The 13687-nt window shown below is 33.0% G+C and carries 16 protein-coding genes; 5 read left to right on the top strand and 11 right to left on the bottom strand.

Going from position 1 to position 13687, the window contains the following annotated elements; translation table 11 throughout:
- Positions 1-529: 529 nt before the first annotated feature.
- Both SLH52_RS15455 and SLH52_RS15450 read left to right on the top strand, forming a co-directional pair.
- Positions 530-1606 (top strand): cytochrome D1 domain-containing protein, encoded by a 1077-nt coding sequence (locus SLH52_RS15455; protein WP_320210176.1) that lies wholly within the window; start codon positions 530-532, stop codon positions 1604-1606.
- A gap of 89 nt (positions 1607-1695) precedes the next feature.
- The gene (locus tag SLH52_RS15450; protein ID WP_320210175.1) at positions 1696-2736 is read left to right on the top strand and encodes a beta-propeller fold lactonase family protein; all 1041 of its coding nucleotides are present in this window, start codon (positions 1696-1698) and stop codon (positions 2734-2736) included.
- A gap of 228 nt (positions 2737-2964) precedes the next feature.
- Here SLH52_RS15450 and SLH52_RS15445 read toward each other — a convergent pair whose 3' ends face one another.
- Both SLH52_RS15445 and SLH52_RS15440 read right to left on the bottom strand, forming a co-directional pair.
- Positions 2965-3858, bottom strand: a complete 894-nt coding sequence (locus SLH52_RS15445) for a hypothetical protein (RefSeq protein WP_320210174.1) — start codon at positions 3856-3858, stop codon at positions 2965-2967.
- A gap of 623 nt (positions 3859-4481) precedes the next feature.
- Complete coding sequence (locus SLH52_RS15440) at positions 4482-5612, bottom strand: serine hydrolase domain-containing protein (RefSeq protein WP_320210173.1); 1131 nt, start codon at positions 5610-5612, stop codon at positions 4482-4484.
- Between the two features lie 458 nt (positions 5613-6070).
- Between SLH52_RS15440 and SLH52_RS15435 the strand changes: the two genes are divergently transcribed.
- Positions 6071-6328, top strand: coding sequence for a hypothetical protein (locus SLH52_RS15435; RefSeq protein ID WP_320210172.1), 258 nt, complete (start codon positions 6071-6073; stop codon positions 6326-6328).
- Positions 6329-6456: 128 nt separating this feature from the next.
- On the opposite strand, the gene SLH52_RS23430 is transcribed toward SLH52_RS15435, so the two are convergent.
- The 4 genes from SLH52_RS23430 to SLH52_RS15420 all read right to left on the bottom strand — a co-directional run bounded on the left by SLH52_RS23430 (position 6457) and on the right by SLH52_RS15420 (position 9315).
- Positions 6457-6591, bottom strand: coding sequence for a hypothetical protein (locus tag SLH52_RS23430; RefSeq protein WP_413785545.1), 135 nt, complete (start codon positions 6589-6591; stop codon positions 6457-6459).
- Between the two features lie 612 nt (positions 6592-7203).
- Complete coding sequence (locus SLH52_RS15430) at positions 7204-8226, bottom strand: DUF4179 domain-containing protein (RefSeq protein WP_320210171.1); 1023 nt, start codon at positions 8224-8226, stop codon at positions 7204-7206.
- A complete protein-coding gene (locus SLH52_RS15425; protein WP_320210170.1) occupies positions 8223-8780 on the bottom strand; it encodes a sigma-70 family RNA polymerase sigma factor in 558 nt (185 codons plus the stop codon). The genes SLH52_RS15430 and SLH52_RS15425 overlap by 4 nt, the downstream gene beginning before the upstream one ends.
- Before the next feature lie 139 nt (positions 8781-8919).
- Positions 8920-9315, bottom strand: coding sequence for an NUDIX hydrolase (locus tag SLH52_RS15420; RefSeq protein ID WP_320210169.1), 396 nt, complete (start codon positions 9313-9315; stop codon positions 8920-8922).
- A 590-nt stretch (positions 9316-9905) separates the two neighbouring features.
- Between SLH52_RS15420 and SLH52_RS15415 the strand changes: the two genes are divergently transcribed.
- Both SLH52_RS15415 and SLH52_RS15410 read left to right on the top strand, forming a co-directional pair.
- Positions 9906-10097 carry a DUF4872 domain-containing protein gene (locus SLH52_RS15415; RefSeq protein ID WP_320210258.1) on the top strand — a complete coding sequence of 64 codons (192 nt, stop codon included), beginning with the start codon at positions 9906-9908 and terminating at the stop codon, positions 10095-10097.
- 191 nt (positions 10098-10288) lie between these two features.
- Positions 10289-10915 carry a GyrI-like domain-containing protein gene (locus SLH52_RS15410; RefSeq protein ID WP_320210168.1) on the top strand — a complete coding sequence of 209 codons (627 nt, stop codon included), beginning with the start codon at positions 10289-10291 and terminating at the stop codon, positions 10913-10915.
- 475 nt (positions 10916-11390) lie between these two features.
- Here the strand turns inward: SLH52_RS15410 and SLH52_RS15405 are convergent, their stop codons facing one another.
- The 5 genes from SLH52_RS15405 to SLH52_RS15385 form a co-directional block, all read right to left on the bottom strand.
- Positions 11391-11792 (bottom strand): RDD family protein, encoded by a 402-nt coding sequence (locus SLH52_RS15405; RefSeq protein ID WP_320210167.1) that lies wholly within the window; start codon positions 11790-11792, stop codon positions 11391-11393.
- 201 nt (positions 11793-11993) lie between these two features.
- Entirely contained in the window at positions 11994-12527 is a 534-nt protein-coding gene (locus SLH52_RS15400) for a DUF4275 family protein (protein WP_320210166.1), read from the bottom strand.
- A 99-nt stretch (positions 12528-12626) separates the two neighbouring features.
- Positions 12627-12818 (bottom strand): hypothetical protein, encoded by a 192-nt coding sequence (locus tag SLH52_RS15395; RefSeq protein ID WP_320210165.1) that lies wholly within the window; start codon positions 12816-12818, stop codon positions 12627-12629.
- Positions 12819-12865: 47 nt separating this feature from the next.
- The gene (locus SLH52_RS15390; protein ID WP_320210257.1) at positions 12866-12970 is read right to left on the bottom strand and encodes an NUDIX domain-containing protein; all 105 of its coding nucleotides are present in this window, start codon (positions 12968-12970) and stop codon (positions 12866-12868) included.
- Positions 12971-13402: 432 nt separating this feature from the next.
- The gene (locus SLH52_RS15385; protein WP_320210164.1) at positions 13403-13591 is read right to left on the bottom strand and encodes a hypothetical protein; all 189 of its coding nucleotides are present in this window, start codon (positions 13589-13591) and stop codon (positions 13403-13405) included.
- Positions 13592-13687 lie beyond the last annotated feature (96 nt).

Genomic DNA, 13687 nt, shown 5'->3' with positions numbered 1-13687 from the left:
ATGAAGAAAAAAATTAATATAAACTTAAGATTATAGTATATACAATTTTAGGTTTTAGCTTAAGTCTTTTTATAGTTATGTCTGGTGTACCTGAAAGTTTTATAGAATATATAGCTACAAACTTCCCTTATATTACGCTTTACTGCTCCTCATAATCTATCAAGCAACAAGGCAGCCGCCGAGTTATATGAGATACGGAAATATTACAACACTCAGTTAAAAGAGGTTAACGCCGAAGAAGTAAATATAAACTGGGGGTAGATGCCATGACCGAACTGTGAAAACGTTAACTATAAAAATTGGGGTAAATTCGGAGTTCATCCCGAGAAAGAATTTGTTATCAATGCGAATAAATTTGAAAAATAATACAAACAACCGGCAACCTCCAACAAACATAATATGTAGCGAAGAAATACTTTGCCTTGCTGAACTAGCAATTGACCCCGCTCATTTGAACGGAGCTTTTTCAATACTCGCAACGAAAATGACCGCATACACTGTTATAAACGAATAAAAGGAGGTCGGTACGATGGTACTGGCTTATGTTGTTAGTATGTCACAGAGTGATAATGTAACGGTGATAGACACTAAAACACACTCTGTTATCGCAACCATTCCTTCTATAAATTTTCCAGCTAATACTAATATCGCTATTACTCCAGACGGAAAGATCGCCTATGTGTTAATTTTAGATAACATTAATAATGTTAGTTTAGTTTCTGTCATTGATACTAAGACTCATTCAGTTATTGCAACCGTGCAAATAGGTAGTAATATAGGATTTGTCCCACAAAATGTAATTTCCTTTACACCGGATGGAAAACTTGCATATGCAACTGTTAGTGGAGGAAATATCGTATCTGCCATAGATGTAAAAACACACTCGGTCATAGCTACTGTACAGGCAGAGATGGGACCAGATGATTTTGTCTTTACTCCAGACGGAAAACTCGCTTATGTTCTTAATGACTTTATACCAGGTAGTGTGTCTATCATTGATACAAAAACTCACTCGGTTATTGCAACTGTGCTAGTAGAAAATAGACCGAATTCTATCGAGATAACACCAGATGGAAAACTTGCCTACGTAATGAACCGATTTTCCGAAAACGTATCGGTTATAGATGTAAAAACGCACTCTGTCATAGCTACTGTTGTAGTTGGAATAGCACCTATCAAAGTAGCATTTACTCCTGATGGGAAACTCGCTTATGTTGTAAATTCAAATCCGAGTGGTCTTGGCTCAGTTTCCGCAATTGATGTCAAAACTCATTCTGTTATTACAACAATTCCTTTAGCTGGAAACGAAGATACGCCTAGCAGCATCGATATTACACCTAACGGAAAACTCGCTTATGTACCTACGTCGAATGGAAACACTGTCGTAGTTATTGACATAAAAACTCACTCGGTTATTGCTACAATTCAAGTAGAAAATAATAATTCATCTCAACGTTTTGTCTCCTTCACACCAGATGGAAAATTAGCTTACGTAGGAAATAACATTGAAGGAACTGTATCGGTTATTGACGTAAAAACACATTCCGTAATTGCTACTGTCGATGTTGGTGCAAATCCGGCTGCTATCGCATTCACACCGAATTAGCCCCGCTCTTTACGAACGGGGCTTTTTTAATACTCACAGCTGAATTTACCGCATAGACTTAATCATACGAATATAAGGAGGTCGGAACGATGGTACTGGCTTATGTTGCGAATCGTGGCGCTGGTGATAATACAGTTTCAGTAATCGATGTCAAAACACATAGCGTGATTGCTACTGTTCAGGTTGGAAATCAACCAAATTTCGTCGATTTCACGCCTGATGGCAAACTTGCTTATGTGACTAATGAAGGTGATAATATTATTTCTGTCATCGATGTCAAAACACATAGTGTAATCACTACCATTCAGGTCGGCTCCAGTCCAAGGAATATGGCTTTCACACCAGATGGCAAACTTGCTTATGCGATTAACCAATTAGGAAACAGTGTATTGGTGATTGATGTGAAAACACATAATGTAATTGCTACTGTTCAAGTAGATTTTCCATTTTTTGTAGCGTTTACCCCTGATGGGAAACACGCTTATGTGAGGAATGATGTAGGTAATATTGTTTCCGTCATTGATACAAAAACGCACTTAATGATTTCTACTATTCAAGTAGACGATGCAAATACTTTAGATACCCAAAATTTCAGATTTACTCCTAATGGAAAATTAGCTTATGTAATTAATTCTACTAATGATCGCCCTTCTACAGTTTCAGTTATTGATGTAAAGACACACTCTGTTATCGCTACGATTTCTGTAGGAATTCAAGCCCATAGAATCGCTTTATCACCCGATGGGAAAGTTGCTTTTGTAACGAATAACATGAGTGGTACTGTTACTGTCATAGATGTAAAAACACATAGTGTCATCTCTACTTTAAATATTGGGGGCAATCCCTCTGATGTAGCAATAACAAATGATGGGAAACTAGTTTATGTAAATTCTGAAATAGTCGATACAGTGACGGCTATTGATACAAAAACTCATTCGGTAATTGCTACGATACAAGTAGGTAATATCCAATTTAACAGTTTCTTAGAATTTACACCCGATAATAAATTAGCTTACGCTGGAAACCAGGCCGATGGCACTGTATCGGTAATTGACGTAAAAACTCATTCGGTAATCGCAACAGTTCCTGTCGGTACGGATCCGAGGGCTATCGCATTCACACCGAATTAGCCCCGCTCATTACGAACGGGGGTTTTTGACGTTTATACGAATTTTTCCAAATCGAAAAGGGTATTAAATAAACGTGAAAAATTACACTTTAGATACAACCTGCTTTCAGAACTAGTGAGATAAAAAAATTACAAAATATTATGAAATCATAAAAAAACTTCATTCATATCCAAGAGTAAGGTTTTTTATGATTTTGGTAAACAGAACTCAACTTATTTTTACAATGTATTAATTGTCTAACCTAACTACTGCTCGATAAACATTTCCAGAATATTCAAACGAAGAAGGTAATGAAAAAGGAGAATCTGATAAATCAAGATTTTTCCCTGGAATGATTGTATACTTTCTTTTTAACTGGTAAACTGCAGCCGTATAAGCAGTATTTTGTTCCAGAAAATTCCACGAATTGGTTTGAGAAAAAGATTCAGAAAAAGAAATACTTTGACTAAAAGTTTCGGATATTTCTGAAGATAATTCTGCTGTTATTCCGCCAACTTCACCCGAAATTGACACTCCAACTGATTGTGCTAATCTATATCCTTCTGTCCTAGTAATTCCATGAGATTCGTCAAATAATATATTCATTGGTTCTCCTTGAGAAGAACTATAAACTTGATTACTTACACGTTCCCAATAACTTTCTAATTGTACCTTTGTACCCCTTGCTAATTCAGATGATGGATTTATCATAATTGTTATATTTTCAGGTGGGATAAGGGCATCCATTGTTTCTCTTAGGTCCGCTTCACTTTGGTAAACATTATTGTCACTGTCAATATATCCTAATATAACAGTAGTTGCACTTCCTGCTAAATTTTCTTCAGCAGCTTGGATAATGTCCTCTATAATTGGCAATGTAAAGAAACCAGCTTCAGTCTCTAGTGGAACAAAATCGATGGCAGGTGCCGTAACTGTAGTTCGATATCTAAATGTGTTGGTAGGTAATTCTCTATTAAAATCATCTTTTATCACGCTCTCAAGAGGAGGAAGTAGTGATAATGATTGGTTTTCTGTACTGTTGATTGATATTGATTCTGCAGCAAGAACATTTACTGGAACAATATTACTAACCATTAACGTGCCTGCTAAAGTTATTGTTGCGAAACCTTTTTTAAAATTCAAGATGTCCACTCCCTAGTAATAGTTTAATAGACCTTCAAAATCTATCATGTCTCGGAAACAAATCATACGAACGAAAAAAAGTCACTCCAAAAAACTAATAACAGCAATCTTTTAGTTATTCATCACGGCTCATCTGAAGTTTTCTATCACCCCCTATAATAAATAGCTATAATTTAAGATAATTGAATATTCTGTATTTTAAAATTATAAGAGATATTGTCGAAATATGTAATAATCCATTAGTACTTTTTTTACCTTACCTAATACTAGGCTTATGTGACTATAAATCCGATGACCCTATTCTATAAGTATAAGCTGTCAATCTGTACAAATAAAAAAGTTCCAATTTTTCATTTCTGAAAAACTGGAACTATGCGACTTAATAATCAATGAGTTTACTAGGTTATCCTAATAACATATAAATATTATATTATAATCTCCAGTAACCTGGCCGATAATAAATAATGACACTTATCTTTTTTCAGGTTAGCGCCATTAGGGCTCGATACCTTTCAATATATAACCATCTACATTTTAATCATTCCCTTTAGCTATTTTAGTTAGGGTATTTGTTAAACTATTAATTTTATTCCCGCCTAAATATTCATTATTGCTTAAGATAATTATGACAAGTTCAGAATCAAGCTCACGATAAATTTTCCTAAATATCCTGGCGAATACCCTGCATGTTCAACAATATTTCCTTTCGAAAGCCACCCGTAGCCATATTCAAATCCAGATCCATAGCTAGAGTTAGCAGGAATCTTAGTATAAGGAGCATACATCTTATCTATTGTCTCTTTTTTTAATAATTTTTCAGAATATAATGCCCTATCCCATGTTACTAAATCATTCATAGTTGTATACAATCCACCGGCAGAAGAATACAAGAAATACTCATAATATGGAGTAGGATAAACATCATTTTCTGAAAGGATTTTTTCATACCCAAGAGCTTTATTCTCTTGAATGTCCCAGTCAATACTAGAACCAGAATTCAACATCTCTAAAGGCCCAAAGATATTTTTTTCTAAAAAGGTTTCGTATGTTTCCCCCGAGATTTGTTCTATGATCAATCCTAATACTATATAATTCGAATTACTATATTCATATCTTTCACCAGGTTTAAAATTAAGAGGAATGTCATTATAGATAGCAATGGCCTCTTCTGTGGTTGGCAACGATGTAAAATTAGATCTAGAACTCCCTCCGTTATCAATAAATTTAAAGAACTTTTCACCAAATTTTGGATGATTGGTATTTACAATTCCAGATGACATCGATAATAGGTGATGAATCGTAATTTCTTCCCATTGAGTAGCTCCAGGTAAATAATCTGTAACTTGATGATCAATCTCAAGTAATCCTCTTTCTTCTAGTAACAATACCGCTGCAGCTGTAAATTGTTTTGTCAAAGATGCCATAATGAATTTCGTATCTAATGTATTTGGGATATCTTTATCAAAGTCAGCCTTACCAAACGCATTAGAGTATATTTCTTCCCCTTCCACACCTACATATACAGCCCCTGAAAAATTATGGTATTCTTCGAAGCGCGTCATAGCATTATCCATTTGGGTATATAAATTTAAGTTGCTTAAATCTTGATTTACAGTTTGAGTTTGATCTGATGCAACATTTTCTATTGTTGATTTTCCTATTGATTTGCTCTCTTTTTTTGTAGAGTTTTCAGCAGAACAAGCACTTATTACAAGTGAGAAACTAATGAACACAATAAACAAACTTTTTTTCATACGAATCTCCCATCGTACTCTTTTTTTAAAAACGTGAATCGATTACTCTATGAGAAGTTATAGCTAATAATACGAATTATATATTCTAAGGGTTTCGTTTTGTTTCTAGATACCAAAGTCATTCTATTTATGAAAGGGCGATGCTCCCTTGAAATCTCAGAAACTATCATTTTAATTGATAAGTGGAGACCAACTAATTCAATTTCCAGCTCTGCTCGATATCTTTTTAACATTTAGTTTAAAATAATCTTTCTTCCGCCAGAATTTATTCCACGTTTTTGACATTTTTTTAACTAAATGGTCCGAAATAAAAAAGACGCTAATCTTTATTTTCAGATTAGCGCCATTGTTTTTATCACTTGTGTTTACCAAGTAAAGTTGATTAAATTTTCGATTTCAAATAACCCTTGAATATCTTATCTTTGTTATTATATCCTTAGTAAATAATATGTTTAGAGGTGATTAAAATAGATATATGCCCAGTTTGTGGATATGATGAGTTATTAGAGCCAGCATATATAATGGATAAATACCCATCATATGAAATTTGTCCTTCTTGTGGGTTTCAGTACGGTTATTCAGATGATAATGATGGGTATTCATTTGAAGACTACCGTAAAAAGTGGATAGAAGAAGGATGTAATTGGTATTCTAAAGCAAGAAAGCAACCTGATAATTGGAATCCCAAAGACCAATTAAAGAGGATAGTAACATAATTGTTTTGTAACCATTATGACTATTGTGATTGATAGTGTTGCTATAACGCACTCAGACAAAATTATCTTTTCGTTAACGTATGTATAACTAAACGCAAAATAAAAAGCCTTAATCAAGTAGTAAGGCATTATTTCTCTACTATCTTTATTGTTTTATGTCTTTTGGGCTCCCAACTTAATAAACATTTTTCCTGCAGTCTCTTGAGAGCATCGGACACAGTGGCTAACGATTTTATTTCAGTCATTCCCCTGATCTCTCTCATGCTCGGTGTACGATTATAAAGCTTTTAGATATTTTTCTTTTTCTATAGCTTTTAATACTTTCTGCTCTTTGTCCAACATTTTCATTTCTGTTTTTGTCATTCCATCTAACACAATATATGCTCCTTATAACTGCAATTAATTACATTGTAAACGAACATATATTCTGTTTACTAGCCTAAAAAATGCAAAATAAAAAAGCCCCACATTATAAAAAGCAGGGCTTTGAGGTATGAAGTGACTAAACATATACTCTGCCTCGCATATAAAATATGTACTCCCTATCCAATTGGTGTAGGTAGGGAGTGAATTCGTGAAAGCAATCATGGTACATATTATCCTATGCAACTCTTATATTTGGTGTTCACTTTTTAAGAGGACGGGCTTAAACCTGGCACCTCTTCCCTACATATTGGAAGGTTAATCTTTATAGAATATTTTACTTTAACCTCTCCTATCTACACACTATTCATAAGTACATTTTCATAACAATTTTACCCACTATGAATTAATTTAACTACTTTTATTTTTAATTGTTTAAGAACGCAAGGGTTTTTTTATCACAGTATCGCGCTAATCGCGCGAGTTTGTGGAATAACATTTTCATGTTTCATTTATTTCAACTGAATAACAATCGGATCGAGCTCAATTTCGATATGACCTTGACCAGACATTAGGCTTGCGATTTCAACAGGTTGAATGATAAGCTGACTAGCACCTTCTTGTATTGTACCGAATGTTGTCGTTCCTTCAAAGGTCTTCCCATTATCAGGTGAAACACCACCACCACCAGTTTCACTCAAGTACACATTACCTAGATTATCTGAAACTCGGAATACAGGTGTTACACTTGGCCATTGTTTCAGTAATTCGTCTGTCACAACTTGCTCATAGGCAATAATCGTCGAAACATCTGTGAGTTCAACTGACTTCAGTGTGAAGTTTACATTTTTGTCCTGGACAGTATCATTCACAAGTTGGATATCTCCCTCTATACGATCTAATGAAAAGTCGAATGACCAATCCCCCTCAACCTCTAAATCATTAGACATACTATAAAAGGCATGGGGAGACCAAGTAATTTCAACTGTTTCTGGGTATTTTTCATCTTTGAAATGTGGTGTGAATGTTGATAAGCCCACATAGTGTGTATCACTAATCTTAGTAATTTGATAACTACCACCACTACCGGTTGCACTAATGACATTAAAATGGTTTCCCCCACTCATTTTCATCGCTTTTCCAAAATCATGATTTGTTTCAATCGCAAAAGACACAGTAATGTTCGTGCCGTCGTATACCGCGTTATCAATCATGACCGAAACGTCATTATCCGTCTGCACAAGACCAATATCAGTAGAAAAGGTTTCAAAATTTTTGTAATGTTGTTCTTCATCAATAAAATAATTAATTACATTATCTATAAACGGAATTTGTGATGCAAGAGTCGGGAATGCGAAACCTGTTGCCGTACTTGCTCCAACAATGACAACAACAGCAACGGCAATATTACGCCAAATCGGTAATTTTTTGCGTTTTGTTAGTAAATGTTGTTTGACACGTGCCTTTTCTATGTCTGTTACGTCTAATAACTCAAGTTGCTCAACATCCATATTTATCCATTCTTTCATACTCATACTAATAGCTCCTTTAACTTGGTATCTGTGGCTAACATTTTCTTACCTCGATACAACCGATTATCGACAGCAGCTTTAGATAGGCCTAGATTGTCAGCAATTTCACTATTTGAGAGCTCTAAATAATATTTCATTATAAAAATATCGCGGTCAATTTCTTTTAATTGACTAATCGCAAATAACATTGCGTTTTTTTCTTCTCGTTTCAAGACTGATTCGTCTGTTTGTAAAGCACTTGCTTTCTGTTCGATAGGAGCATCCGCTTGTTCATGAGCGATTCGTTTTTCCGCCTGACGATATCGATCGATTGCTTTGTACTTAGTAATTATGCCAATCCATTTTTTAAAGTCGTGTGTATCACCCTGAAACTGATGAGCATTTTGCCATACTGTTAGAAAAACATCATTAATACATTCTTCAACATCTGGTCTCATGTATAAAATTTTGGTGGCAATTGTTTTCACGAGTGGCATATAAGCATCAATGGTATACTCAAGTGCATCTTCTTTCTGTTTTTTTAATCTAGTGATAAAGTTTGTTGATGAACTTATCATTTTTATTTCTCCTTATTTGATTGAAAAAGCTTTTTCATAATGTACAACGAACTGTTTAAGAGATTATTCTCAAAAAAACTTGTTGTTTATAGTCCAAAAATGAAAAAAGACACTAACCTTTTTTACAGATTAGCCCCGTTTAGTTGAATACCATTTGAATTTTAGTAGCAACTTCTTTTGGTTTAACATCAACTGATGATAACTGATTTATATCAATCCACATAGGAAGATAAGTTCCCCGATTTCTATTCTTATCTGTATACTCTATACCTTTCCCTGTACCAAATTTCCCTTCTGTTATCTCAGCAAGGAAAAAATATTGTGTGCCATTATACTGAACTATTGCAAAGCATTCACTTATATTAACCGTTACACCCAACTCCTCTAGGGCTTCTCTTTTTGCTCCATCTTCAGGTGTCTCTCCACTTTCTAATCCTCCACCAGGGAAAACATAATAAGCTGAATCTCCAACAACTCTCTTAATAAGACATACCTTTTTATTATCAATTAAAACTACTGAGCCTCTATTTCTCATATTTCCCTCCATGTTAAATACCTTTTAACAATTACATCCTAATTTAACCAAACAATACGCAATGATATTATATCATCGCGCCATATTGTTGAATAACATAGATTAAAATTCTCTATAAGAATCATAGATAGTCTTTAGCAATCCAAGTTGTCTGTTGTCCCATTGAGAAAGTGAATTGGGACGCTGCGGAACGTCCAAATCGGACGTTCCCGTATTTTACACTAAAAAACAACAGTACAATTTAAAAAGACTTCTATTTAAGACATTTTCATAAATGTTTACTTTTATATCTAAATATTTTTACAAAATTTTCTTTAAGATTAATTAAAAATATTACAATAAACTGAATCTACCACTAATTACAGGAGACATTTTGAAAAAAAGATTTATCATTTCCACCTATGTTTATTCATATTCGCGCCATTTTGTTAAATAAGTACAGAGATCATTAAACATTAAAGCAATACTTAAGACCTGGTTCATTATTCTAACGATATTACATACGTCCGTGTGTACATATTACCAAAAACTTTTTTATTTACGACGTACCCTGTCGTAATTCAGTGCAATGATAGTATTAGAGGAAAGGTATAAATAAATTTAGCAAAGTGATAATGAAGTGGGACATATTTGATGACGAAAAGTTGAAAATATTAGGAATGTCAATTTATTTTATGATCAATAAGGCTGGTGGTACTGGTGGAGGTATTTTTAGAAAGATGTATGGCAATTTTTTAGTTCATGCAAGTGAAATTGTTAACAGCAAAGAAATGAAACTTTAGGTATTGAGTATCTTGCAAATTCAGATAACGGATACATTAGCAAATTTATTATGGAAATTATCTGAAACAATTGATTGAAAATAGTTCCCCCATATGTCTGAGTTAATAAAGTCAATATGCAAGGATGAAACTATAGCATTAACAGACTTATATCAATTAACTAACAAATTATGATTCAAAAGGAGCATAAAATGGATAAAATAGATTATAAAAAAGTATATAGTACCATATACAAACCGTCATCTAAAAAAGCAGCAGTTGTAGATATACCCACTTTACAATTTATAGCAATTAGGGGGGAAGGCGCACCAGGAAGCGACTTGTTTAAACAATCTATTCAAGCTTTATATGGTATTGCATATACTATTTCAATGAGTCACGCAAATGATGACTTACAAATACCAAATTTTAACCGATTTGTTTGTCCGCCACTAGAAGGTCATTGGAGTACAATAAATGGAGCAGAATACGATGGAGTGGACCAAAGTATTTTTGAATGGGAACTTAGAATAATGATGCCAGAATTCGTTTCTCAAAAGTATTTTGAAAAAGCAAGAAGTATTGTATCAGCTAAAAAGAATAATCCTAAATTTGATGAAGTAGCTTTAATCACCAGAGAATCAAAAAAGCATTGTGTAATGATGCACATTGGATCGTTTGACACGGAAATCAAAACATTTAATATAATGGAAACATATGTTAAGGAAAATGGGTATCGACGTAAATCAAGAGATCACGAAGAAATTTATTTAAGTGATTTCAGAAGAGTAAGCAGTGATAAACTAAAAACTGTTCTAGCTTTTGAAGTTGGAGGGTAATTTTCTCGATGATTTAACAATAGGTAAATAGATTTTTCACTTACAACCAAGAAATATACAGTGGAAGTGAAATCTATGAACCACTAATTTGGTACATTAAAGACATTTAGTTATATAATATACATTAAGTACACTTATGGAATTGTTGTCAGAAATGTGGAAAGAAACATATTTTTTGCATCCCTATCATTTGGGTATTCGTTTATTAATTCTAGAATGATTTTATAGGAATATAATTTTTCTATAGAATGTTATTTTTGAAGGAAGTTTTATCAAAAGCCTCTCCCAAACTCACATTCTATGGCTAACAAAAAGAATCCATTTTGAAAAAAAGATTGATCAAAATGGATTCTAAATTTGAGCTCGACTATTTAATTATATAAAAAAGTTTATCATTCTATTGTCTAACTTCTTCTACAAATGCGCCATATTGTGGAAAATCAACAGATTATAAAACTTCATTCTACAACAAATACTAAGTTCTATTTATAACAATTGTTCCAGCTAATAAATCATGAAAAGCACGATTATCTTGTCGCAAAATTACCATAAAAATGCTTATGATTAGAAGTATTCCAAATGAAATTAAATAGAGAAAACTTCCACCTATATATCTAATAACCATTGTTCCAATTGTAACCTTCTGACCATTAGTTTTTACTACTCTGATACCCATTAAACGTTTTCCTAGTAGATAACCCTTCCAAATTACAGGTAAAACAATCACATATAAACTTGATATAATCTGCATTAGAAGTAAACCCTCTTCTGATTTAGTTATCAAGTAAATTGGTAGTGAAATAAACAGGAATATTAAGACGCTATCTATAAAATATGCAAAAAATCTAAATACAAAATCAGCTGGCCTCTGCTCCACTTAAACACTTCCCTAAAAATAACTTATTTTAGAAAAGTATATCATCTATATTCTTTTTCAATTACTTCCAAATTATTGAAAGATAACATCTTTATTTAACATAAGAAAAAACTAATAATACCTAGAAGATAGTCTCTCTTTTTTCAAGAAAGACGCCATTGTTGAAGATATAATAATACTCTATTTAATGAATTACATTACTTAATTTGAGATAATATTTTCCAATCGAACGGGTTTTTTATAAAAGTATGGACCTAAATCCGATTCATGTGTGTTTATATAAGTCCATGTGAAATCTGAATCAACTACATAAACATCTTGTTCATTTTTAAAATACCCTACTTTTATTTTTTCTGCACTTTCTAACAGCCACCCATAATTATGATTTTGGTAAAATACGAAACATTTTTCTTTCTTAACCTCAGTAAACGCTGCGTTTGCTTCTTCTCCTTTTTTACAAGACAAATCATTATAACTAAAAACATGCCATAAAAATTGATCAAAATAAATTTCATCATATTTCCTCGATTTACTAATGGTGTTCGCAAATGCTTCTTCCCACAGTTTTCGTAAATATGCGCCATCATAATCTGTAGCAATTACTCCTTTATCCGTAAAACCCTTAATAAAATCGTATCTTCCTTTAGTAAATTCAGCATGATATAACAATTCAGTAACTGCTTTTTTAGGTAGCACATCAATAATTGCTTGCAATTTTTCTTTTTCTCTATTCATTATTCCACCTCAATATAACATTTTTATAACACAATTTTCTAAAAAATATAGTTCTCCATGAATGTAGTCTGGATACCCTTAACTACATTCTTGCGCCACTTAGTTGAATACCGATTGAATTTTAGTAGCAACTTCTTTTGGGTTTACATCAACTGATAATAACTGATTTATTTCAAACCACATAGGAAGATAAGTTCGCCGATTTCTATTCTTATCTGTATATTCTATTCCTTTCACTGTACCAAGTTTTCCTTCTGTTATCTCAGGCAAGGAAAAAATATTGTGTACCATTATACTGAACTTTTGCAAAGCATTCACTTATATTAACCGTACTTCCACTATTCTAGGGCTTCTCTTTTTGCACCATCTTCATGTGTCTCTCCACTTTCTATTCCTCCACCAGGGAAAACATAATAAACTGAATCTCCAACAACTCTCTTAATAAGACATACTTTTTATTTATCGATAAAAACCACTGAGCCTCTATTTCTCATATTTCCCTCAATGTTAAATACCTTTTAACTATTACATCCTAATTTAATCAAACAAAACGCAATGATATTATATCATCGCGCCATAGTGCTGAATAACATTTAATATAGTAAACAGAACTCAACTTATGTATACTAACACCTCATGTTGCAAAAACTTTTTATGCAAGAAATTCGGGATATAATTAAATTCCCCCTCTTCAAAACCTTTATAATTTAACAATGTATAAAATCATGTATATTCATTAAAATTCCAATTCTAAAAAACACTGTTATATCAACGTTCTCTATAGTATGCGGGTTCCTATAGTTGAATACGCTAAACATAAACATACGAAAATACCTCTGATTCTCCATTTCGGAAAATAGAGGTATTATACTTATTTATACTGGGTCAGGGTCTCCTTGTTCAGGAGGACAAAGTGGTACCTGGAAGATGTCTTTCAAAATATTAAACGTATCTTCACCTATTACAATATCTAATACGCTAGCACCTTGCTGTACTCTAGCAAAGTAAGTGATAACATCATCACACAATGATGATCTTACACATATTACTTGCAGATTCTCCATTGAATAACCTCCTCTCTAACAGTCTCATAGTAGACTATGAAACAAGAGAAGATATGCTTGTACTAATGGCTTGATATTTTAGTACATTTTCAATAA

The sequence above is a fragment of the Cytobacillus sp. IB215665 genome (genome assembly GCF_033963835.1).
Classification (GTDB): domain Bacteria; phylum Bacillota; class Bacilli; order Bacillales; family SM2101; genus Nanhaiella.
This window is presented reverse-complemented; position numbering and strand designations above follow the sequence as displayed.